This window comes from Caulobacter sp. 602-2 (assembly GCF_011043625.1).
In the GTDB taxonomy this organism is placed as follows: domain Bacteria; phylum Pseudomonadota; class Alphaproteobacteria; order Caulobacterales; family Caulobacteraceae; genus Caulobacter.
Genome location: NZ_JAAKGT010000010.1, coordinates 83,351 through 105,733, shown reverse-complemented (window position 1 = coordinate 105,733; position 22,383 = coordinate 83,351). Strand labels below are relative to the sequence as shown.

Below are 22,383 nucleotides of genomic sequence, written 5' to 3'. Positions count from 1 at the left end.
GTCACGGAACAGTCACGGGAAATCAAAGCCAATGACCGATATCGTCATCGTCTCCGCCGCTCGCACGCCGGTCGGGTCCTTCCTCGGCGCGCTTTCGAGCCTGCCCGCCGCGGAGCTGGGCAAGACCGCGATCGCCGCCGCCGTCGAGCGGGCGGGGATCACGCCGGCCGACGTCGACGAGGTGATCCTGGGCCAGGTGCTGCAGGCCGGCGCCGGCCAGGGCCCGGCCCGCCAGGCCTCGGTCAAGGCCGGCATCCCGGTCGAGAGCCCGGCCTGGAGCCTGAACCAGCTGTGCGGCTCGGGCCTGCGCGCGGTGGCCCTGGGCGCCCAGCAGATCCTGTCGGGCGACGCCAAGATCGTCGTGGTCGGCGGCCAGGAGAGCATGAGCCAGGCCCCGCACGCCCAGGCCCTGCGCACCGGCCAGAAGATGGGCGACCTGGGCTTCGTCGACACCATGATCAAGGACGGCCTGTGGGACGCCTTCCACGGCTACCACATGGGCCAGACGGCCGAGAACATCGCCAACCGCTGGCAGATCACCCGCGAGGACCAGGACAAGTTCGCCGTCGCCAGCCAGAACAAGGCCGAGGCCGCCCAGAAGGCCGGCAAGTTCGCCGACGAGATCGTCGGCGTCACCATCAAGGGCCGCAAGGGCGACACTGTCGTCGACCAGGACGAATACATCCGCCACGGCGTGACGCTGGAAAGCATCTCTGGCCTGAAGCCGGCCTTCGCCAAGGACGGCTCGGTGACCGCCGCCAACGCCTCGGGCCTCAATGACGGCGCCGCCGCCCTGGTGCTGACCACGGCCGAGGAAGCCGAGAAGCGCGGTCTCAAGCCGCTGGCCCGGATCGTCTCGTGGGCCAATGCCGGCGTCGAGCCCGAGATCATGGGCACCGGCCCAATCCCGGCCACCAAGAAGGCCCTGGAAAAGGCCGGCTGGAGCGTTTCCGACCTCGACCTCGTCGAGAGCAACGAAGCCTTCGCCGCCCAGTCGATCTCGGTGGTGCGCGAGCTGGGCCTCGACCCGGCCAAGGTCAACGTCAACGGCGGCGCCATCGCCATCGGCCACCCGATCGGCGCTTCGGGCGCCCGCATCCTGACCACCCTGGTGCACGAGATGAAGCGCTCGGGCGCCCAGAAGGGCCTGGCCACGCTGTGCGTGGGCGGCGGCATGGGCGTGGCCCTCTGCGTCGAGGCCGTCTGATCCCGGAAGAAGTCTTCGTGACAAAACGCGTCCGGGGCTTGCGCTCCGGACGCGAGCACGTGCAACCATGACGTAGCGGTAACGGGAGACTACTGTATGGCTAGAGTTGCGTTCGTGACCGGCGGCACCCGGGGCATCGGCCGGGCGATCTGCGAGCGGCTGGTGGCCGACGGTCTCAAGGTCGCGGCCGGTTATTCCGGCAACGAGGCGGCGGCCGAGGCCTGCGCCAAGGAACTGGGCGTGATGGTGGTCAAGGGCAATGTCGGCTCGTTCGACGACTGCCAGGCCGCGGTGGCCAAGGTGACCGCCGAACTGGGTCCGATCGACGTGCTGGTCAACAACGCCGGCATCACCCGCGACGGCTTCCTGCACAAGATGACCTACGAGCAGTGGTCCGAAGTGATCCGGGTCAACATGGACTCGGCCTTCAACATGACCCGCCCGGTGATCGAGGGCATGCGCGAGCGCGGCTGGGGCCGGATCGTCAACATCAGCTCGATCAACGGCCAGAAGGGCCAGGTCGGCCAGACCAACTATTCGGCCGCCAAGGCCGGCCTGATCGGCTTCACCAAGGCGCTGGCCCTGGAGAACGCCAAGAAGGGCGTCACGGTCAACGTGATCTGCCCGGGCTATATCGACACCGAGATGGTGGCCGCGGTGCCCGAGACGGTGCTGGCCGGCATCATCGGCGGCATCCCCGTCGGTCGCCTGGGCAAGGGCGAGGAGATCGCCGACATGGTCTCGTTCCTGGCGGGCGAGCGGGCCGGTTTCGTCACCGGCGCGACCCTGTCGCTGAACGGCGGCCAGTACCTGGCCTAGGCGCCTTCGAACGCCTTAGTGTCTTGACCTGCCGGTCCCGGTTGGCGTCAATCGCGCCGACCGGGATCTTGTTCGGGACGAGCCTGCTCTCCCGTTCCACGAGACCGGAAACGGGCAGGCTCTAAGGGGAGCGGGTGGCGGGGGCCGCGCGCCAGGGGAAGCGTTGCAGAAAAGTCGCACGGCGACGCTTGCCAGGAAGCGCCGCCTCCACGTCCAAGATTCGCCCCAGTCGGGGACCATCACCGTTCGCATGATACGACCGACGGTGGAAAGGATGGGGCCGGGAGGCTGCGCGGCCGCGCTGATGCTCGCCCTGGCAGGCCTGACCATCGCCGCGCCCGCCGCGGCCCAGTCCAAGCATAATCTCCGCGACGCCCTGTTCGGCGATCGCGCCGCCGCCGAGGCGCGCAAGGCGCCGCCGCCGCCGGTGGCCCGCTACGTCTCGGACGGCGGCGGGGCCTTCGTGCTCGACCGCGCCACCTCGACCACCCTGCTGAAGTTCGAGAACAGCAGCGAGGTGTGGGTGCTGTCGCCCCACGCCGGTCCGCGCGGCGACGTAATCTACAAGAACGAGCTGGGCGAACCGGTGCTGCGCGCCACCAAGCTGGGCGGCATGACCCTGTTCACGGCCGACCGCCCGGCCGGCGCCGCCGCGGCGCTGATGGGGCGGGCCCAGACCATCCAGCCGCCGGCGATCATCACGCCCAACGCCCTGTTCCAGCGCATGCTGCAGGCGGCCGACCGCGCCAGCCGCGCCGCCCGCCACCGGGTCAGCTTCGAGACCGTGCAGGACGCCCGGCCCGAGACCTCGGTGCTGGTCGCCGAATGCGCCAACGTCACCGCCGAGGCCTTCGAGCGCATGGCCCGCAACGGCGACCGCAGCCTGCTCAGCCGCATCGGCCGCGTGCTGCTGGCCGAGGGCCGCAAGCCCGGTGCGACGATCAAGGACGACGCCCTGATCGTCACCTACGCCGCCGGCAAGGGCCTGGCCGGCCGCCCGTCGTCGGACCGCATCATCAAGGTGGTGGACAAGTAAGAGGGCGCGGTTGGCGTCCTGGGCGTGGGCTGGAAGGCCCCGCACGGCCGTCGCGCAGACGGGCGTTCTTTTCCATTTCCGGTTGTGTTATGGTTAAGCTCTCATCTCTTCGTGGTCGCGCGTTTCGGAGGGGGCTTTGGACGCGAACCAACTCGATCAAGCCGCGACGATGGCGGTGCTCGGCCCGGACCTGCTGCTGAGCGCCCTCAAGTACATCGGGTTCGGTCTCACGGCCGTCGCCGCGGCCTGGGGGCTGATGCACGAGACCACCACCAAGAACGAGCAGGGGCGCCCACGCCTGACGCGGGCGGGCATGGTCGCCATCGGGCTCGCCGTGATATCGGCCGGGCTTGGCGCCTCGGCCCAGGGGCTGGAAAGCCGCGCCGAGAAACGCAAGGCGGTCGCCGAACAGGCCGAGAAGACAAAAGTCGAGTACGAGAGGCGGCTGCAGTTGGCCACGATCGCCTCCGAGCAGGCCTTGAACCTGGCCCGCCTGGACAACGCGCAGCAGCTCAGACAGCTGGAAGCCTCGGCGGCGGCGCGCGAGCTGGCCCTGAAACTCGATCGCGACCAGGCCTTGGGGCGCATCGAGCAGACCCAGCGCATCTCCCTGCTTTCGCAGCCTTTGCGCGTCCTGGACTTCAGGATCGAACTCACCGGCCTGGACGCCGAGGCGGCTCAGGTGATCCGGCAGGGGCGGCAGGACATAGATGAGTGGTGGGAGGGAGACGACAATCTGAAATTCATGGAGGGCGTCTATCTGGGCCGCTACGAGCAGGGGCTAAGGCGAAGGATGGTCCTCTATCCCCTGCTGGCGCAGCTTGCGGGCGAACCCGACGCGCGGGCGGCGTTGCTGGTCGACCTGGATGGCGCCGGAGCCGCGGTTCTGCCCATCGGGCTGGTCGAGGCGTCGGACGCCGCCGATCGGGGGCGCGGCTTTTTCGAGAACGCCGACGAACTGCACTGCCTGCTCGTCGATGACACCGAATGCGACGGGAAGACCCTGTGGGCCAGGGACTCGGGCTGCGACTTCTTCAGCGTCGATTACGTCCCGGGCGATCGCGGGCTGGTGTTGAGCGGCCATGTTCCGGCGCACTGCCTGGCGACGATCATCCATACGCGCTCGTCGTCCGCCCTGACGGCGATGATATCGCCCCGGCTGCGGGGGATGGTCACGGCCGCGGGAACCGGCGGCTTCCTCGTCGTCAACGCCCATGCCGAACGCATGCGGGAGGCGGTCACGCCATGCTGGGATTATCCCGACGCGCGGCCGGGCAAGCGCGCGGCTGCGGTGCGCCTGACCTTCTGGGGCAACGGCCTGAAGGCGTTCGCGGTTTCCGGCGTCAGGCGGCTTGGCGCGCCGAGCGAGGTCCGCGCGGATGTCGGTCCCGAGCTCGAGGGCGACGACACCCACCATGGGAGTTGCCTGGCCCTGATCTGAGGGCTTCTGGGTGCGAGTAGCGCGCAAAGAAAAAGGACCCCGGCAAAGGCGAACCGGGGTCCTTGCGAGTTGGCCGCTTCTGCCCGCTGGGTTGGGGACCGATGGGAGCGGGCGGCGGCCTGGTTGTCGTTGTGTCCGTCGGGCTCAGCCCCAGGTCTGGCGCAGGCGGAAATAGATGAACGGGTCGAAGTCGACGCGGCGGTCGTCGAGATAGGCGAAGTCTCCGGGCGCGCGCTCGCGGCCCTGGAACACCTCGCGCTGGCGGTTGAGGCCGCGGCCGGTGAGGTTCTGGGCCTCGACCCGCAGCGACAGGCCCTGGCGCGGCTTGACCTCAGCATAGGCCAGGAGCCACGGCTCGATCTCGAAACGGCTGACCTCGTTGAAGGCGTAGGCCGTCTCGGTGGAGCCCGAGAACAGCTCCACGCCCCACTGCAGCTTGCGCTTGGGCAGGTCTTGCGAGAACCGCAGCTCGCCCTCGAACGGCTCCTCGTCGCTGATCCGGCGCTTGTGGCGGGTGATCGGGTCGACGACGGCCGAGCGGGTCCAGGTTCCCTTGCCGCGCAGCAGGCCGCCGGGCACGAAGCGCTCCAGCGGCAGGTTCACCGACAGCTCCAGCTCGTCGCCTGTGGCGTCGCCGATGTTGCCGGGGGCGTCGTAGAGATTGCCGGCCTTGTCGACCACCAGGATGCGGTCGGCGACGTCGCTGATCTCCTTGTGGCGGGCGGTCAGCACCAGGGCGCCGTCCTTGCCGAACTTGCGCTCCCAGGCCGCTTCGAACACCCAGGCGTGCTCGGGGGCCAGCTCGGCGCCGCCGGCGGTGTCGCGGCCCGTGGAGAAGGTGGTCGAGGAGACGAAGTCGGTGAAGTCCAGCTGGCCGACCTCGCGCTCGATGCGGCCGCGGAACTGGTCGCGGGCAGTGGGCGACCAGGTCGCCGACAGGCGCGGCTTGGGATAGGTGAACGACTTTTCCAGGTTGGTGTCGCCGGTCTGCTCGATGGTCGAGCGCTCCAGTCGCACCGCCCCTTCCAGGGTGAGCTTGGGGTGGGCCCGCCAGGTGGCGACGCCGAAGGCCTCGCCGCGCTTTTCCTCCACCCGCACATTGGCGGCCGGCAGCACCTGGGGCGTTCCGTTGACCAGGTAGCCGATTTCGCTTTCGAGGAAGTTCACCGCGATCTCGCCGCCGCCCTCGAACGACAGGACGGGATTGAGGGTGTGGCGCAGCACGCCGCGGACGATGCTTTCGCCGCTGTCTCGGGCCGAGGTGAAGCGGCCCGCCTCGCCCGCGTCGGTGAAGGTGCTGGCGTAGTCGACGTGCTTGCGGCGCACCAGGCCCGTCAACTCGACGCGCGACCTGGCCGTCAGCGGCTTCTCCCAGCCCAGGCCGATCTCGCCCTCCTGGCGCTCGTCGGCGTCGATGACCTTGAGGCGGTCGCCGCCGGCCGGCGGGATGTCTTCCAGGCTCCAGTCGTAGGTTTCCTGCTCGTAGACGGTGTTGACCGACAGCCGGCCGCCCAGCAGGGGGCGCTTGAGGTTGGCCTTGGCGGTCAGGCCGTCGCCGCCGCCGGTCTCGTCCAGCCAAGAAGGGCTGACGCTGCCGTCCGCCCGGCGCACGACCTTGGGGCCCTCGCCGGCGCCGTCGTCGACATAGCGGAAGGTCAGGATCGACCAGTCGAAGGCGGAGACGCCGTACTGGCGCGAGCCCTCGAAGCGCATGGCCGGGGTGGTGCGGCCGTCCTGCTGGAACGAACTGGCGACCGCCAGCAGGGTCGAGCCCTTGGCGTCGGCGCGCAGCACGACGTTGGCCACCACGTTCTTGCCCTGCATGTCGACGCCGGGCGCGCCGCCGACGACGATCTCGATGCGGTCGACCTGGCTGGCCTGGATGCGCCGCAGGGCGTCCTCGAGGGACTCGCTCTTGGTGGCCGGGCGCTGGCCGCCGATCAGCACGTTGCCGGCCGCGCCGCCGAAGCCGCGCACGCTGTCGCCACCGTCGAAGGTGAAGCCGGGCACGCGCACGACCATGTCGTAGGCCGACAGCGGCTGGCGCTCGGCGAAGAAGGCGGCGGGATAGCGGGTGACGCCCTCTGTCGCCGCGGCGATCACCGGGGCCTGAACGGTGGTCTCGGCCGCGGCCTCGGGCGTGGCGGCCGCGAGGGCCGCGAAAAGCGATCCGAACTGCATGTCTTTCCGTCCCCTGGCCCCCGCCAGTCACGTGCTGGCAAACTGGGCCTTTGGTCGCCGGGAGGGAAAGTTACAAGCTTGAAATGTGGATTAAATAACGGACAGGAATGGACCAATCCGTCCATTTTTCATCCTTCTCCCCTTGCGGGAGAAGGTGTCGGCGAAGCCGACGGATGAGGGGGCTCTCAGATCCTGACAGCCGCGCCCGGTCGAGCCGCAAGTCGAAGCGGAGAGGGTTTCCGACCCCTCACCCGACCTCCCTGCGGGAGGCCACCCTCTCCCGCAAGGGGAGAGGGGGCCGGATCAGATGTTCGTGCCGCCGACGGTCAGGCCGGTGATCTTCAGGCTGGGCTGGCCCACGCCCACGGGCACGCCCTGGCCGGCCTTGCCGCAGACGCCGATGCCGGGATCGAAGTCGAAGTCGTTGCCGATCATGGTCACGCGGGTGAGGGCCGAGGGCCCGTCGCCGATCAGGGTGGCGCCCTTGACCGGGGCGGTGATCTTGCCGTCCTCGACGAGGTAGGCCTCGGTGCACTGGAAGACGAACTTGCCGTTGGTGATGTCGACCTGGCCGCCGCCGAAATTGGCGCAGTAGAGGCCCTTTTTCATCGAGGCGATCATCTCGGCCGGGTCGTCATTGCCCGCCAGCATGCCGGTGTTGGTCATGCGCGGCATGGGCATGTGGGCGTAGGACTGGCGGCGGCCGTTGCCGGTGGCGGCCATGCCCATCAGGCGCGCCGACATGCGGTCGTGCATGTAGCTGACGAGAATGCCGTCCTCGATCAGGATGGTGCGCTCGGTGGGCGTGCCTTCGTCGTCGATGGTCAGCGAGCCGCGGCGGCCCGGGATCGAGCCGTCGTCGAACACGGTGACGCCCTTGGCGGCCACCCGCTCGCCTATGCGGCCCGAGAAGGCGCTGATGCCCTTGCGGTTGAAGTCGCCCTCCAGGCCGTGGCCGACGGCCTCGTGCAGCAGCACGCCGTTCCAGCCCGGGCCCAGCACCACGTCCATCTCGCCGGCCGGGCAGGCGACGGCGTCGAGGTTCACGAGCGCCATGCGCAGGGCCTCGTCGACCTGGCCCTGCCACTTGTCGGGGCTGATCCAGGCCGAGAAGCCGGCGCGGCCGCCGGCGCCGGACGAGCCGGCCTCGCGCTTGCCGTCCTTCTCGACGGTGACCTGGACGTTCAGGCGCACCAGCGGGCGCACGTCGCGGATCAGCTTGCCGTCGGCGCGCAGAATCTCGACCACGCGGCGCTCGCCGGCCAGGCTGGCCAGCACCTGCACCACGCGCGGGTCGCGCTGGCGGGCGAAGGCGTCGATCTCCTGCAGCAGGGACACCTTGTCGGAGAAGGCGGGCGAGGAGACCGGGTCGTCCTCGCCGTAGAGCTTTTCGTTGGTCGCGCGCGGGCCTTCGGCCGAGATCCCGGCATAGCCGCGCTTGGCCAGGCTGGCGGAAGAGGCGGCCCGGCCGATGGCGGCCTCGGAGATCTCCGACGCGTGGGCGTAGCCGGCCGTCTCGCCGGCCACCACGCGCAGGCCAAAGCCCTCGCCGCTGTCGTAGGAGGCGGTCTTGAGGCGCCCGTCGTCGAAGACGAAGGCCTCGCTCTCGGACCGTTCGAGGAACAGCTCGCCGTCGTCGGCCCCGGCCAGGGCCTCGCCGAGGATGGCGCGGGCGCGTTGCGGATCGACGCCGGCGGCGTCCAGCAGGGAAGGGGCGGAGAGAGGAGCGGTCATTCCTGTAAGGTAGGCGCTTGCAGGCCCCGCGTCATCTCCCTCCGCCCCCGGATCGCTCACCAGCTTTCGTTGACCTCGCCCGAGCCGGCGACCGACTTGGACAGGCTGGCCGGGCGCTCGGTCAGGGTGACGTCGCCGCTGCCGGCGATATGGACGTCGGCCTCGCCCGTCGGGCCCAGCTTGGCCTCGCCGCTGCCGGCGATCGCGACCTTGGCGTCGGTGATCGTCAGCGCGCTGAGTTCGGCCTCGCCCGAGCCGGCGATGCGCAGGTCGACCTTGCCGGTCTTGCCCGAGGCGTAGGCCTCGCCGCTGCCGTTGAGGGTCAACGACAGCTCCGGCTGGTCGTAGGACTGGATGTCGAGGTCGCCCGAGCCGTTGAGGGTGAACTTGCGCACGCCCGGGGCGGTGACCCGGATGACGAGGTCGTCGTGGCCGGCGAACGTCTGCAGGCCGTGGCGATCGATGCGGAAGCCGCGGCCCTCGCCGTCGCCGTCGAAGTGCAGGCGATCGCCGGTCAGCACCACGCGGCGGGCCAGGCCTTCGGGGCCCTCGACGGTGATCCCCGCCGCCTCGCCCTGGGTGAAGATCACCCGGGCCGGCAGGTCGACGCGCAGGGCCTCGCCGCCGGTCCAGGCGATCTGGCGGCTGGTGTTGGGGCCGTGGTCCTCGATCGTCAGGTCGCCGTTGCGGCGGATGGTGACGCGGCCGTCGTCGTCCTCGATGTGGACGTTGGCCGGGAAGGTCCAGCCGTGCTTGGCGATGTCGCGGCCGCCGATGGCGAAGGCCGTTCCGAGGCAGGCCACGGCCAGGACGAAGCTGGCGACGGCGATGATGGTCAGGTTGCGGATCATGGCGCGACCTCAGGCTTGCGGTTCGATGGCCGGCTTCAGCAGCCGGTAGTGGAGGCGGCCGTACCAGACCAGCAGATTGACCAGGCCCACGGTCACCAGGCCGGTGACGGCGGTCAGGGCGGTGGCCGCGGCCATCAGGCCGATGCCGCCCAGCAGGGCGACGGCCGCGCCGCCCGGCGGGTCCATGAACGGTCCGGCCGAGAACACGAAGCCGCCGGCGATGAAGATGCCGATCCCGGCCATGAAGAAGCCGAACAGCGCCCCGATCACGCCCATCAGGATGGGCAGCAGGATAAGAATGTCGATGGCGCCCAGGCCCAGCACCGCGAACACGGCGCCGGCCGCGGCCGACGGGTTCTTGGTCTCTTCCCAGCGCTTCAACCCCGCTTCGGCGCGCAGCTCGCGGGCCAGGCGGTCGGGATCGCCCAGGGCCGCGGCGGTCTCGGCCTCGGTGCGGCCCGCCGCGGCGGCGTCGTCGAAGTGGGCCTCGTAGTCGGCCACGGCGTCGGCGATGGTGGTGACCGGCAGTCCGGCCAGGCCGCGCTTGAGGCGGGTGACAAATTCGGCGCGGGTCATGCGGCGGCTCCCAGGATGTCGTTCACGGCCTTGGCGAAGGCTTCCCATTCGCTCTTCTGGGCGGCGAAGCTGTCGCGGCCGGCGGCGGTGAGGCGGTAGTATTTGCGGGGCGGGCCGCTGGTCGACTCGACCAGATAGGTCTCGACCAGGCCGTCGGACTGCAGACGCCGCATCAGCGGGTAGATGGTCCCCTCTCCCATGTCGATGTCCTTGGCCAGCTGGCTGGCGATCTCGTAGGCGTAGCTGTCGGCCTTCGACAGCAGGGCCAGCACGCACAGCGCCAGCACGCCTTTCTTCAGTTGGGTTTCGATGGCTTCAGGCACGGCTCTCGTTTCCTGTTCGTGAGAACCTTGTACGGCCAGGTAGTGTGTTATGCAAGGTAGCTGTTATTACAAGTTATCAATGTTCGAGGATCGACGTGATTCGCCTCGTGGTCGTGTGGATGAAATCGGCGAAGTTATTGAGAATGCTTCGCAACTGACGCGATTCCCCTGTGCTGCGTGTGGTTTCGGGTGCTTGGCAACAGGGATTGAAGCGCGTAAGCACGCCTGCGACCGGCCGGCGCCGTGGGGGGAGTGCTTTCGACCGTTTCAAGTCGATTGCATAAGTCCGCGTAACCGGTCGTATTGTGCATGTCGGCGCGGGGATACGGCTGAGTAACAGCCGGTCGCCGCCGTAACGGGCCGAGAGGGAAATGAAGGCACAAGTTCAGGGGATGGGACGGAAAGGGTTGGGCTTCGCAGCCGCCGCCGTCATGACGACGTTTGCGGGCCAGGCTTTCGCCGAAGACCTATTGGGTCAGCCGACGCCGGGGGGCATCGCCCTCCAGCCCGCGGCATCCGTGCTCAAGCACGATGCCATCTGGTTCCACGACTGGGTTCTGCTGCCGATCATCACGGCGATCACCCTGCTGGTCCTGGGCCTGCTGGTCTGGATCATGATCCGCTACAACAGGAAGGCGAACCCGGTTCCGGCCAAGTTCAGCCACAACACCACGATCGAGATCATCTGGACGATCGTGCCGGTGCTGATCCTGATGATCATCGCCATCTTCTCGTTCCGGCTGTTGTTCAAGTACAACGACATGCCCAAGCCCTACATGACCGTGAAGGCCACGGGCTATCAGTGGTACTGGGGCTACGAGTATCCGGACCAGAAGGTGCCGGAGATCATCTCCAAGGTGCTGAGCGAGGAAGAAGTGGCGGCCAAGGGCCTGCCGCACGGCCTCTATCGCCTGGCCGCCGACAACGCGATGGTCGTGCCGGTCAACCAGGTGGTGCGCGTGCAGGTCACCGCCGCCGATGTGATCCACGCCTTCGCCCTGCCGGCCTTTGGTCTGAAGACCGACGCCATCCCGGGCCGCCTGAACGAAACCTGGTTCAAGGCCGAGAAGGTGGGCACCTACTACGGCCAGTGCTCGGAGCTCTGCGGCATCGACCACGCCTTCATGCCGATCGAGATCAAGGTCGTCACGCAGGCCGAGTTCGACGCGTGGGTGAAGTCCAAGGCTCCGGCCGAGGCGCCCGCCGCCCCGGCCGCCGCCGAAGCCGCTCCGGCGGCCGCGCCCGCCGCCACGCCCGCCGCTGCTCCGGCCGCACCCGCTTCCGCTCCGGCCGCGGCCCCCGCCGCCGCGCCGGCGGCCTAAGAACGCTTTAGGATATCAGTCCGATGGCTCACGCCGCTGACATCGATCACCACGACGGCCACGGGGCCGACGACAAGCCGCCCTTCTTCCAGCGCTGGTTCTTCTCGACGAACCACAAGGACATCGGCACCCTCTACATCCTGTTCGCCATCATGGCCGGGATCGTCGGCGGGGCCCTGTCGGGCCTGATCCGCTGGGAGCTGATGCACCCGGGCATCCAGATCTTCTCCGAGACCGGCCTGCTGGCCGAGTGGGGCGTGTTCAAGGGCAAGCACGGCTACAACGCCGTGGTCACCGCCCACGCCCTGATCATGATCTTCTTCATGGTCATGCCCGCCATGATCGGCGGCTTCGGCAACTGGTTCGTTCCGATCATGATCGGCGCGCCGGACATGGCCTTCCCGCGGATGAACAACATCTCGTTCTGGCTGCTGGTCGCCGCCTGGATCCTGCTGTGCACCTCGATGTTCGTCGACGGCGGCCCGGGCCACGGCTTCGGCGGCGGCTGGACGATCTATCCGCCGCTGTCGACCTCGGGCCACACCGGCCCGGCCATGGACCTGGCGATCCTGTCGCTCCACCTGGCCGGCGCTTCGTCGATCCTGGGCGCGATCAACTTCATCACCACGATCTTCAACATGCGCGCGCCGGGCATGACCCTGCACCGCATGCCGCTGTTCGCCTGGTCGGTGCTGATCACCGCCTTCCTGCTGCTGCTGTCGCTGCCCGTGCTGGCCGGCGCCATCACCATGCTGCTGACCGACCGCAACTTCGGCACCCACTTCTTCGACCCCGCCGCCGGCGGCGACCCGGTGATGTTCCAGCACCTGTTCTGGTTCTTCGGTCACCCGGAAGTGTACATCCTGATCCTGCCGGGCTTCGGCATCATCAGCCACATCGTCTCGACCTTCTCCCGCAAGCCCGTGTTCGGCTACCTCGCCATGGCCTACGCCATGGTCGCCATCGGCTTCGTCGGCTTCATCGTGTGGGCCCACCACATGTACACGGTCGGCATGAGCATCAACCTGCGCGCCTACTTCGTGGCCGCGACGATGATCATCGCCGTTCCGACCGGCGTGAAGATCTTCTCGTGGATCGCCACGATGTGGGGCGGTTCGATCAGCTTCAAGACGCCCATGCTGTGGGCGATCGGCTTCATCTTCCTGTTCACGGTCGGCGGCGTCACCGGCGTGGTCCTGTCGAACGCCGGCATCGACTACAGCCTGCACGACACCTACTACGTGGTGGCCCACTTCCACTACGTGCTCAGCCTGGGCGCCGTGTTCGCCATCTTCGCCGGCTTTTACTACTGGTTCGAGAAGATGTGGGGTGTGAAGTACAACGAGTTCCTCGGCGCGACCCACTTCTGGATCATGTTCGTGGGCGTGAACCTGGTGTTCTTCCCGCAGCACTTCCTGGGCCTGGACGGCATGCCGCGTCGCTATGTCGACTATCCGGACGCCTTCGCGAAGTGGAACTACGTCTCGTCGGTGGGCTACATGATCACCGTCCTCGGCGTCGGCGTCTTCATGCTGGTGCTGCTCGAGGCGGCCATCCGTCGCCGCAAGGCCGAGGCCAACCCGTGGGGCGAAGGCGCCACCACGCTGGAATGGACCCTGTCCTCGCCGCCGCCGTTCCACCAGTTCAGCGAGCCGCCGGTCATCAAGGCCGACGATCACCACTGAACTCTGGTAAGATAGCGTAAGCGCGGGGGGCGCGGATCGGACAGGCAGTCCGGCCCGCGCCCTTCGCCCATCAAGACACTGTTCGAAGACTCAAGATTCCCATGGCCAAGCCCGCCGTCCTTTCGCCCGACATGCCCGCCGACACGGTTCGCGCGGCGCGCTGGCAGGACTACTTCCAGCTCCTCAAGCCGCGCGTGATGTCGCTGGTGGTGTTCACGGCCGCGACCGGCCTTGTGGCCGCCCGCACCCACATCCACCCGCTGCTGGGCGCGGTGGCGGTGCTGTGCATCGCCGTCGGGGCTGGGGCCTCGGGCGCCCTGAACATGTGGTACGACGCCGACATCGACGCCAAGATGCGCCGCACGCGCGGCCGCCCTGTGCCGGCCGGCCTGGTCGAGGGCTCCGAAGCCGCGACCCTGGGCGTGGTGCTTTCCCTGCTGTCGGTCATGCTGATGGGCATGGCCATCAACTGGCTGGCCGCGGGCCTGCTGGCCTTCACCATCGTGTTCTACGCGGTGGTCTACACCATGTGGCTCAAGCGCTGGACGGCCCAGAACATCGTCATCGGCGGTCTGGCCGGCGCGCTGCCGCCGGCGATCGGCTGGGCGGCCGCCAGCGGCTCGGCGCCGCTGAACGCCTGGCTGATGGTGCTGATCATCTTCCTGTGGACCCCGCCGCACTTCTGGGCGCTGTCGCTCTACATCAGCACTGACTACGCCAAGGCCGGCGTGCCGATGCTGCCGGTGGTCAAGGGCGCCAAGGAGACCCGCAAGCAGATCCTGCTCTACAGCCTGGTCTTCATCCCCGTCTGCCTGGCGCCGGCGGCCACGGGCCTGGGCGGCCCGCTCTACCTGGCCGTCTCGGCCCTGGGCGGCGCGGTGTTCCTGATCCTGGCCTGGCGCGTGTTCCGCAGCGACGCCGGCGACGCGGCCGATCCGCGCGCCGCCGACCGCGCCCTCTACGAGGTGCAGGCCCCCGCGGCCGAACCGGCCCCCGAGGCCGAGCCGGGCAAGCGTCCGCCGCCGGTGGGCGGGGCCAAGGACGCCCGCAACCTGTTCGCCTTCTCGATCCTGTATCTGTTCGCCCTGTTCGCCGCCCTGCTGGCCGAGGCCATGATCGGCGTCCGGGCCCTGGAGCTTCCGCTTTGACCGATCCGAAGAAGACCGTTTCCGCAAAGCCCGACGCCGACCAGGCGCTGAAGGCCCGCAACGGCCGCAACATCGCCCTGGCGCTGGGTCTCGTCGCCTTCGTCGCCCTGGTCTTCGTGGTCACCCTGGTGAGGCTCGGCGCCAATGTCGGAAACCGGTTCTGATCGGAAGCCGGCGGTGAAGGCCGGCGACAGCGCGCAAGGCCGCCGCAACAAGCGCGTGGCGCTGATCTGCGTGGCCGCCTTCGCCGGCATGATCGGCGCGGCCTACGCCTCGGTGCCGCTCTACAAGCTGTTCTGCCAGGTCACCGGCTTCGACGGCACGGTGCGCCGGGCCGAGGCCGCCCCGACCAAGGTGCTGGACAAGAGCGTCGTCGTCCGCTTCGACGCCAACATCCGCGACCTGCCGTGGACCTTCACCACCGAGCAGGTCAGCCAGGACATCAAGCTGGGCGCGTCGGGCCTAGCCTTCTTCAAGGTCACCAACAACAGCGACAAGCCCCAGACCGGCCGGGCGATCTACAACGTCGTGCCCGAGCAGGCCGGCGCCTACTTCCAGAAGATCGAGTGCTTCTGCTTCTCGAACCAGACGATCGAGCCGGGCCAGACGATCGAGTTCCCGGTCGTCTACTTCGTCGATCCCCGCTTCGCCGAGGATCCGGAGACCAAGGGCAAGTCCGAGATCACCCTGTCCTACACCTTCTTCCGGGCGGTGGAGGGCGACGATGGCGGCAAGCAGGCCGACGCGACGCCGCGCATCGTTCAACCACTTGGCGGAACACCGTCCAAGGGACTATAGCAATCCACAAGGGAGTGCGCGGGCCTTGGGGGACCTACGCGACGCGTACTTCAAATAATCAGAGGGTTCGCAACACATGGCCCACGGCGCCGTCAAACACGACTACCATATCCTGCCGCCCAGTCCGTGGCCGTTCGTCGGCTCGATGGCGGCCACCGTCATGGCCATCGGCCTGATCGCCTGGATCAAGGGCGGCGTGTTCGGCATCGAGAAGGGCCAGTGGTGGCTGTTCGCCGCCGGCCTGGCGGGCGTGCTCTACACGATGTTCGGCTGGTGGCGCGACGTCATCCAGGAAGCCAACGCCGGCGACCATACGCCCGTCGTCTCGATCGGCCTGCGCTACGGCATGGTGCTGTTCATCGCCTCGGAAGTGATGTTCTTCGTGGCGTGGTTCTGGATCTTCTTCGAGATGGCCCTGTTCCACGGCCACCGCACGCTTTCGGGCATCGAGGAAGTGCGCACGGCCTGGGCCAGCTGGCCGCCGGCCGGCGTCGAGACCGTCTCGCCCTGGCACCTGCCGCTGGTCAACACCCTGACCCTGCTGCTGTCGGGCACGACCATCACCTGGTCGCACCACGCCCTGCAGCAAGGCGACCGCAAGGGCGCCAAGTGGGGCCTGATCCTGACCATCCTGCTGGGCGCGCTGTTCACCTGCATCCAGGTCTACGAGTACGCCCACATCAACCACGAGAACCTGTTCTACAGCGAAGCGGCCGCCAATTCGGGCCTCTACGGCTCGACCTTCTTCCTGGCCACCGGCTTCCACGGCTTCCACGTGTTCGTGGGCACGCTGTTCCTGATCGTCTGCCTGATCCGCCTGATGAACGGCGCCTTCACGCCCAAGCAGCACTTCGGCTTCGAAGCGGCCGCCTGGTACTGGCACTTCGTCGACGTGGTCTGGCTGTTCCTGTTCGCCTTCATCTACGTGATCTTCGGCGCCTCGGCGCACTAGGGTCACCGACTATCGAAGGGCCCGGAGCGCCGATCGCGCTCCGGGCCTTTTTCGTTTCCAGCGTCTGCGGGGACCGCCATGCCCAAGACCAATCCCTACGCCGCCGGCGCCGCCGGGCGCTGTCCCGTCTGCGGCGAGGGCTTCCTGTTCGAGGGCTTCCTGAAGGTGGCCCAGCGCTGCGAGGCCTGCGGCTATGATCTGTCCAAGCTCGAGAGCGGCGACGGGGCTGCGACCTTCGTCATCCTGATCGCCGGCGCGCTGTGCGCGTTCGGGGCGCTGTTTTCGATGTTCGCCTGGAACTGGCCGGTGTGGCTGCTGCTGGTCGTCTGGCTGCCGCTGACCCTGCTGGCGTGCCTCGTCTTGATGCGGCCGGCCAAGGGCCTGATGGTCGCCGCCCAGATCGCCAACAAGGCTTCGCAAGCGGGGCGCGACGATGTCTGAGGCCTCTGCCGCCAGGAAGGCCCGCTTCCCGATCGTCCTGACGATCGCCACCCTGATCGCCTTCTCCATCCTCTGTGGCCTGGGAGCCTGGCAGGTGAAGCGCCTGGCCTGGAAACAGGACCTGCTGGCGCGGATCGAGACGCTGAAGACCGCGCCGGCCGCGCCGCTGGCGCAGGTCCTGGCCCGCGCCGACAAGGGCCAGGACGTCGACTTCGTGCGTGTGGCCACAGACTGTGCGCCCGGCGCGACCGCGCCGCTGCCGCTGGTCTACGGCGTGCGCGACGGCGACATGGTTTGGCGGGCCATGGCCGCGTGCCGCCTGGCCGGCCCCCATGGCGTCATTCTGCTCGACCTTGGCCTGGTCGACGCCCTGAGCGGCCAGGTCCAGCCCAAGGCCCAGACCTTCGCCGCGCCGGCCCATGTGGTCGGCGTGCTGATGGCCCCCAAGGCGCTGGGCGGCGATCGCGACAAGGCCCTGGCCGGCTTCGCCGCCGACAAGCCCGCCTCGCACATCCTGATGGTCGAGACCGCCACGCCCGCCGTCGCCGGCGTGACCCCTGCGCCGCTGCCGGCAGAAATTTCCAATCGGCACCTTGAATACGCGCTTACGTGGTTTGGTCTTGCCGTAACCCTGCTGTTTATCTATGCCGCCATGCTCTGGCGGAAGATGAGATCCTGATGCGCTACGTCTCGACCCGGGGCGAGTCCCCTTCGATCGGTTTCCTGGACGCGGTGCTCGCGGGCCTCGCGCCGGACGGCGGCCTGTACGTGCCCGAGGCGTGGCCGGCCTTCACGGCCGACGAGATCGCCGCCTTCGCCGGCAAGACCTACGCCCAGGTCGCCGCCGCCGTGCTCGGCAAGTTCGTCGGCGACGACATCCCGGCCGACGACCTGGCCCAGATGTGCGACGAGGCCTATGCCAGCTTCACCCACGCGGCCGTGACGCCGATCAAGCAGCTGGCCGCCAACCGCTACCTGCTGGAGCTGTTCCACGGCCCGACCCTGGCCTTCAAGGACGTTGCGATGCAGCTCCTGGGCCGCCTCTACGACTACGTGCTGTCGCGCCAGTCGCGGACCATGACCATCATCTGCGCCACCTCGGGCGACACCGGCGGCGCGGCCGTCGAGGCCTTCCGCGGCCGCAGCAACGCCCGCATCGTCGCGCTCTTCCCCGAAGGCCGGATCAGCGAGGTCCAGCGCCGGTTCATGACGACGGCGGAAGACGCCAACGTGTCGTGCGTTTCGGTGCAGGGCTCGTTCGACGACTGCCAGGCCATCGTCAAGCAGGCCTTCCAGGACGACCAGTTCCGTCACGCCGTTGATCTCTCCGGCGTCAACTCGATCAACTGGGCGCGGATCGCGGCCCAGAGCGTCTATTACTTCACCGCCGCCGTCAGCCTGGGCGCGCCGGCTCGCGAAGTGGCCTTCGTCGTGCCGACGGGCAACTTCGGCGACGCCTACGCCGCCTTCGTCGCCAAGCAGCTGGGCCTGCCGATCGCCAAGGTCGTGGCCGCCACCAACAGCAACGACATCCTGGCCCGCGCCTTCGAGGACGGCCGCTACGCCCGCGGCGCGGTGGCCGCCACCCAGAGCCCGGCCATGGACATCCAGGTCGCCTCCAACTTCGAGCGCCTCTATTTCGAGGCCGTGCGTCGCGACGGCGTCGAGACCGGCCGGGCCTTCCGCGGCTTCGCCACCACCGGCTCGCTCGACATCCCGCCCAGCGCCCATGCGATGATGCGCGAGCTGTTCGCCGGCGCCTCGGTCAGCGAGGCCGACACGGCCAAGACCATGCTCTCGACCCTCAACGAGACCGGCGAGGTGGTCGACCCGCACACCGCCGTCGGCCTGGCCGCCGCCGCCCGCCTGCGCCTGGAGGATCCCACGACCCCGGTCGTGGTGCTGTCGACCGCCCACCCGGCCAAGTTCCCCGAGGCCGTGCTGGCCGCCACCGGCGTCGTCCAGGGCGTGCCGCGCGGCGCGCCGGACCTGTCGGCCAAGCCCGAACGCTTCGACCGCCTGCCGGCCGACGCCGCCGCCGTGAAGGCCCACGTGCGGGCGTTCGCGGGGAAGTGAGATAGAGAACCTCCCCCTGTGGGGGAGGCGATCGCGCCAGCGATCGGTGGGGGGAGCGGCCGTGAAATCGGCCACCGCGTCGGAAGCTGAAACCGGCCCCCCTCCGGCCTTCGGCCGCCTCCCCCACAGGGGGAGGTTCCTCGATCTGTGGCCTTTACGCGCTTAGGCGGCTACACGGAGGGAAATGAGCCTTCCGACCCTGCATACGCTCCCCAATGGCGTCCGTGTCGTCTGCGACCCGATGCCCGGCCTCGAGACCCTGGCCCTCACCGTCGTCGCCGGACGCGGCGCCGGCTATGAGGATCCGGCGCGCTCGGGCTGGTCGCACCTGCTCGAGCACATGGTGTTCAAGGGCGGGGGCGGGCGCAGCGCGCGCGACATCGTCGAGGTGATCGAGACCGAGGGCGGCTCGATCAACGCCGCCACCGGCTATGAGCGCACCAGCTTCCAGGTGCGGGCGCTGAAGGGCGGGGCGGGCCTGGCCATGGCCGTGATCGCCGACCTGGTGCGCCGGCCCACGCTGGACGCCGGCGACCTGGCCCGCGAGAAGCAGGTGGTCGCCCAAGAGATCGCCGAGGCCGCCGACGCGCCCGACGACTACGTCTTCGACCTGCTGCAGAAGGGCGCCTGGGGCGACCATCCGGTCGGCCGGCCGATCCTGGGCACGGTCGACAGCGTCGAGGCCGCCACGCCGCAGGCGCTCTCCGAATGGCGCGCGGCGCTCTACGCCGCCGACCGGCTGGTGATCAGCGCCACGGGCGCGGTCGAGGAGGCCGAGATCCTGGCCCTGGCCGAGAAGGCGTTCGGCGACCTGCCGGCGACGCCGGGCGTCGCCATGCCCGATCCCGCGCCGTTCGTCGGCGAGAGCTTCGCCGAGGTCCGCAAGCTGGAGCAGGCCCACATCGTGCTGATGCTGCCGGCCGCCGGCTCGCGCGACGACGACTATTTCGCCCTGCGCGTCTTCGCCGAGGCCCTGGGCGGGGGCATGTCGTCGCGCCTGTTCCAGGAGGCCCGCGAGAAGCGTGGCCTCGCCTACAACATCGACGCCTATGCCGACACCTATGCCGACATCGGCGGCCTGGGCGTCTATGCCGGCTGCGCGGCCAAGGACGCGGCCGAGACGGCCAAGGTCTGCGCCGAGCAGATCCTGGCCCTGGCCGCGCACATCGAGCCGGCCGAGCTGGCCCGCTGCAAGGCTCAGCTGAAGGCGCACATGTTCATGGCCCGCGAGCAGCCGCTGGCCCGCGCCGAACAGAACGCCGGCCAGGCCCTGACCTTCGGCAAGCTGTTCTCGCCCGCCGAACTGGCGGCCGGGGTCGACGCGGTCACCGCGCAGGACATCACCCGCCTGGGCGCGCGCATGCTGGACCCGGCGCGGGCGGCCACCGCCGTGCTGGGCGCCAAGACCGCGCTTTCGGCCGGGGAAATCTTCCGGCGGACGTTGTTCGCCGGCCGATAAGCCGCGATGGTGTCGAGATATCGCTAAGAGCCGTTTCTTGTCCGCCATCCTCCGCCTGTTCCGCATCGACCATGGTCCGCGCATCGACGCCGAGCGGGTCTATCTGCGCCTGCCGCGCCTGGCCGATCACAAGCCGTGGGCGCAGCTGCGGGCCGACTCGCGCGGCTACCTGACGCCCTGGGAGCCCAGCTGGCCGGCCGACGACCTGACCCGCACCGCCTTTCGCCAGCGACTGGCCGCCTACGCCCGCGAACTGGAGCTGGGCGAGGCGTTTCCGTTCTTCGTGTTCCGCCGCGAGGACGACGCCATCGTCGGCGGCGTGCGCTTGTTCAACATCCGCCGGGGCGTCTCGCAGACCGGCGTGCTGGGTTATTGGAGCGGACAGGCCCATGCGGGGCAGGGCTATACGACCGAGGCGGTGAAGGCGGTGATCGACTTCGCCTTCGGGCCGCTGGGCCTGCATCGGCTGGAGGCGGCCTGCATGCCGCACAACGCGCGCTCGGCGGGCCTGTTGTCGCGGTGCGGGTTTTCCGAGGAGGGATACGCCCGCGCTTATCTCAAAATTAACGGCGAGTGGCGAGATCATCGTCTGTTCGGGTTGATCGCGCCCTCATAGCGACCGCCCGGGCTGTGACGCCGGCTTTCTCGGCGTGGGAACGGGTATGTCATTCAAGGTTGCCGAGCGACGCATCTGGGACGCGACGACCACGCTGGAAGCGCTGGGCGCCGCCGAGGTCGCGCTGTGGCATTGGGAGCCCGAGGCCGATCGCCTGCGCATCAACGGCGCGGCGCGGGCCCTGGGCCTCTCGCCCCTGGCTCCCGAATGCTCGTCGGCCGCCTTCCGGGCCCTGGCCCTGCCGCAGGACCGAGCCCAGGCCGAAGAACTGCTGCGGGTGCGTGAAGCCGGGGCTGAGATCGTCGTGCGCCTGCGCATGCGCAGCGGCGGCGTCTGCATCTGGCGGGGCGTGTGGCTGGAGGAGGGCGTGCGCGCCGCCGGCGTCATCGCCCCGGAAGTGAAATTCGCCGCCTCCGGCAAGGACGAGCTCACCGGCCTCCTGGACCGTCGCAGCTTCATCGCCCGCGCCCGCGAGCGCCTGACCCATGACGGCGTGCACGAACTGGTCGTGGCCGACCTCGACCGCCTGCGCCGCCTGAACGAGGCCCTGGGCCACGAGCGGGCCGACCTCGTCCTGGCCGCCCTGGGCTCGCGCCTGGCCGCCGCCTTCCCCGAAGGCTCGATCCTGGGCCGCGTCGGCGAGGACGAGTTCGCCGTGCTGTGCGAGCCCAAGGGCTACGAGCCAGCCGAACTGCTGCGCACCGCGCTGGAGCAGCCGCTGCGCATCGCCGGCTTCGACATCCACCCCACCCTGACCATCGGCGCCGTCTCGGCCGAGGGCGGCGAGGACGCGCCGGAGGCCGCCGAGCTGGTCCGCCGGGCCGAGTTGGCCGTCGAGGCCGCCGCCGCCAACGGGCGCGGCTCGGCCGCCGCCTACGGCCGCTCGATGGAGACCGACGGCCTGTCGCGCCTGGCGCTGGAAGCCGACCTGCGCGGCGCCATCGGCCGCGGCGAGATCATCCCCTATTTCCAGCCCGTCGTGCGGCTGTCGACCGGCGCCCTGTCGGGCTTCGAGGCGCTGGCGCGCTGGATCCATCCGCGCCGCGGCCTGCTGCCGCCCGACGAGTTCCTGCCGCTGATCGAAGAGATGGGCCTGATGGCCGAGCTCGGCGAGCACATGATGCGCAGCGCCGGCAAGCAGCTGGCCGCCTGGCGCCGCAGCCACCCGGCCGTCGGCGCCCTGACCGTCAGCGTCAACCTGTCGACCGGCGAGATCGACCGTCCGGGCCTTGTCCACGACGTGGCCCAGGTGCTGGCCGAGAACGGCCTGCCGCGCGGCGCGCTGAAGCTGGAAGTCACCGAAAGCGACATCATGCGCGACCCCGAACGGGCCGCCGTGATCCTGAAGGCCCTGCGCGAGGCGGGGGCGGGTCTTGCGCTCGACGACTTCGGCACCGGCTTCTCGTCGCTGTCGTACCTGACGCGCCTGCCGTTCGACACGCTGAAGATCGACCGCTACTTCGTGCGCACCATGGGCGGCAACGCCGGTTCGGCCAAGATCGTGCGCTCGGTCGTCAAGCTGGGCCAGGATCTCGACCTGGAAGTGGTGGCCGAAGGCGTCGAGAACGCCGAGATGGCCCATGCGCTGCAGAAGCTCGGCTGCGACTACGGCCAGGGCTTCGGCTATGCGCCGGCCCTCTCGCCCCAGGAGGCCGAGGTCTATCTGAACGAGGCCTATGTCGACGGCGCGGCCCCGGTGAAGGCGCGGGGCTGAGAGC

21 protein-coding genes are annotated in these 22,383 nt (G+C 69.2%); 16 read left to right on the top strand and 5 right to left on the bottom strand.

Annotated features, from left to right (window positions below; translation table 11 throughout):
• Positions 1-31 precede the first annotated feature (31 nt).
• The 4 genes from G5B46_RS18430 to G5B46_RS18415 all read left to right on the top strand — a co-directional run bounded on the left by G5B46_RS18430 (position 32) and on the right by G5B46_RS18415 (position 4,503).
• The gene (locus G5B46_RS18430) at positions 32-1,207 is read left to right on the top strand and encodes an acetyl-CoA C-acetyltransferase (protein WP_165261211.1); all 1,176 of its coding nucleotides are present in this window, start codon (positions 32-34) and stop codon (positions 1,205-1,207) included.
• Positions 1,208-1,303: 96 nt separating this feature from the next.
• Positions 1,304-2,026: a beta-ketoacyl-ACP reductase gene (locus G5B46_RS18425; protein ID WP_165261209.1), complete on the top strand. Its 723-nt coding sequence runs from the start codon at positions 1,304-1,306 to the stop codon at positions 2,024-2,026.
• 304 nt (positions 2,027-2,330) lie between these two features.
• Entirely contained in the window at positions 2,331-3,062 is a 732-nt protein-coding gene (locus G5B46_RS18420; protein WP_240903565.1) for a DUF4908 domain-containing protein, read from the top strand.
• Between the two features lie 136 nt (positions 3,063-3,198).
• Complete coding sequence (locus tag G5B46_RS18415) at positions 3,199-4,503, top strand: hypothetical protein (protein ID WP_165261205.1); 1,305 nt, start codon at positions 3,199-3,201, stop codon at positions 4,501-4,503.
• A 144-nt stretch (positions 4,504-4,647) separates the two neighbouring features.
• On the opposite strand, the gene G5B46_RS18410 is transcribed toward G5B46_RS18415, so the two are convergent.
• From G5B46_RS18410 to G5B46_RS18390, 5 genes are all read right to left on the bottom strand, one after another.
• A complete protein-coding gene (locus G5B46_RS18410) occupies positions 4,648-6,684 on the bottom strand; it encodes a TonB-dependent receptor (RefSeq protein WP_165261203.1) in 2,037 nt (678 codons plus the stop codon).
• Between the two features lie 303 nt (positions 6,685-6,987).
• The gene (gene tldD, locus G5B46_RS18405; protein WP_165261201.1) at positions 6,988-8,418 is read right to left on the bottom strand and encodes a metalloprotease TldD; all 1,431 of its coding nucleotides are present in this window, start codon (positions 8,416-8,418) and stop codon (positions 6,988-6,990) included.
• A gap of 56 nt (positions 8,419-8,474) precedes the next feature.
• Positions 8,475-9,269 carry a DUF2807 domain-containing protein gene (locus G5B46_RS18400; RefSeq protein WP_165261199.1) on the bottom strand — a complete coding sequence of 265 codons (795 nt, stop codon included), beginning with the start codon at positions 9,267-9,269 and terminating at the stop codon, positions 8,475-8,477.
• 9 nt (positions 9,270-9,278) lie between these two features.
• Complete coding sequence (locus tag G5B46_RS18395) at positions 9,279-9,845, bottom strand: DUF1700 domain-containing protein (protein ID WP_165261197.1); 567 nt, start codon at positions 9,843-9,845, stop codon at positions 9,279-9,281.
• The gene (locus G5B46_RS18390) at positions 9,842-10,168 is read right to left on the bottom strand and encodes a PadR family transcriptional regulator (RefSeq protein WP_116490190.1); all 327 of its coding nucleotides are present in this window, start codon (positions 10,166-10,168) and stop codon (positions 9,842-9,844) included. The genes G5B46_RS18395 and G5B46_RS18390 overlap by 4 nt, the downstream gene beginning before the upstream one ends.
• Before the next feature lie 371 nt (positions 10,169-10,539).
• Here G5B46_RS18390 and coxB point away from each other — a divergent pair, with 371 nt between their 5' ends.
• From coxB to G5B46_RS18330, 12 genes are all read left to right on the top strand, one after another.
• A complete protein-coding gene (coxB, locus tag G5B46_RS18385; protein WP_165261195.1) occupies positions 10,540-11,490 on the top strand; it encodes a cytochrome c oxidase subunit II in 951 nt (316 codons plus the stop codon).
• A 23-nt stretch (positions 11,491-11,513) separates the two neighbouring features.
• Positions 11,514-13,175 (top strand): cytochrome c oxidase subunit I, encoded by a 1,662-nt coding sequence (gene ctaD, locus G5B46_RS18380; RefSeq protein ID WP_165261193.1) that lies wholly within the window; start codon positions 11,514-11,516, stop codon positions 13,173-13,175.
• 101 nt (positions 13,176-13,276) lie between these two features.
• Positions 13,277-14,323 carry a heme o synthase gene (cyoE, locus tag G5B46_RS18375; protein WP_165261191.1) on the top strand — a complete coding sequence of 349 codons (1,047 nt, stop codon included), beginning with the start codon at positions 13,277-13,279 and terminating at the stop codon, positions 14,321-14,323.
• Complete coding sequence (locus tag G5B46_RS18370; protein WP_165261189.1) at positions 14,320-14,487, top strand: hypothetical protein; 168 nt, start codon at positions 14,320-14,322, stop codon at positions 14,485-14,487. Before cyoE ends, G5B46_RS18370 begins: the two co-directional genes overlap by 4 nt.
• Positions 14,468-15,121: a cytochrome c oxidase assembly protein gene (locus G5B46_RS18365; protein ID WP_165261187.1), complete on the top strand. Its 654-nt coding sequence runs from the start codon at positions 14,468-14,470 to the stop codon at positions 15,119-15,121. Before G5B46_RS18370 ends, G5B46_RS18365 begins: the two co-directional genes overlap by 20 nt.
• Before the next feature lie 76 nt (positions 15,122-15,197).
• A complete protein-coding gene (locus G5B46_RS18360; RefSeq protein ID WP_165261185.1) occupies positions 15,198-16,073 on the top strand; it encodes a cytochrome c oxidase subunit 3 in 876 nt (291 codons plus the stop codon).
• A gap of 78 nt (positions 16,074-16,151) precedes the next feature.
• Complete coding sequence (locus G5B46_RS18355) at positions 16,152-16,514, top strand: DUF983 domain-containing protein (RefSeq protein ID WP_165261183.1); 363 nt, start codon at positions 16,152-16,154, stop codon at positions 16,512-16,514.
• The gene (locus tag G5B46_RS18350; protein ID WP_165261181.1) at positions 16,507-17,193 is read left to right on the top strand and encodes an SURF1 family cytochrome oxidase biogenesis protein; all 687 of its coding nucleotides are present in this window, start codon (positions 16,507-16,509) and stop codon (positions 17,191-17,193) included. The genes G5B46_RS18355 and G5B46_RS18350 overlap by 8 nt, the downstream gene beginning before the upstream one ends.
• Positions 17,193-18,590, top strand: a complete 1,398-nt coding sequence (gene thrC / locus G5B46_RS18345) for a threonine synthase (RefSeq protein ID WP_165261179.1) — start codon at positions 17,193-17,195, stop codon at positions 18,588-18,590. Before G5B46_RS18350 ends, thrC begins: the two co-directional genes overlap by 1 nt.
• A 184-nt stretch (positions 18,591-18,774) precedes the next feature.
• Entirely contained in the window at positions 18,775-20,049 is a 1,275-nt protein-coding gene (locus G5B46_RS18340; protein WP_165261177.1) for a pitrilysin family protein, read from the top strand.
• 37 nt (positions 20,050-20,086) lie between these two features.
• The gene (locus G5B46_RS18335) at positions 20,087-20,665 is read left to right on the top strand and encodes a GNAT family protein (RefSeq protein ID WP_165261175.1); all 579 of its coding nucleotides are present in this window, start codon (positions 20,087-20,089) and stop codon (positions 20,663-20,665) included.
• Positions 20,666-20,711: 46 nt separating this feature from the next.
• A complete protein-coding gene (locus G5B46_RS18330; protein ID WP_165261173.1) occupies positions 20,712-22,379 on the top strand; it encodes a bifunctional diguanylate cyclase/phosphodiesterase in 1,668 nt (555 codons plus the stop codon).
• Positions 22,380-22,383 lie beyond the last annotated feature (4 nt).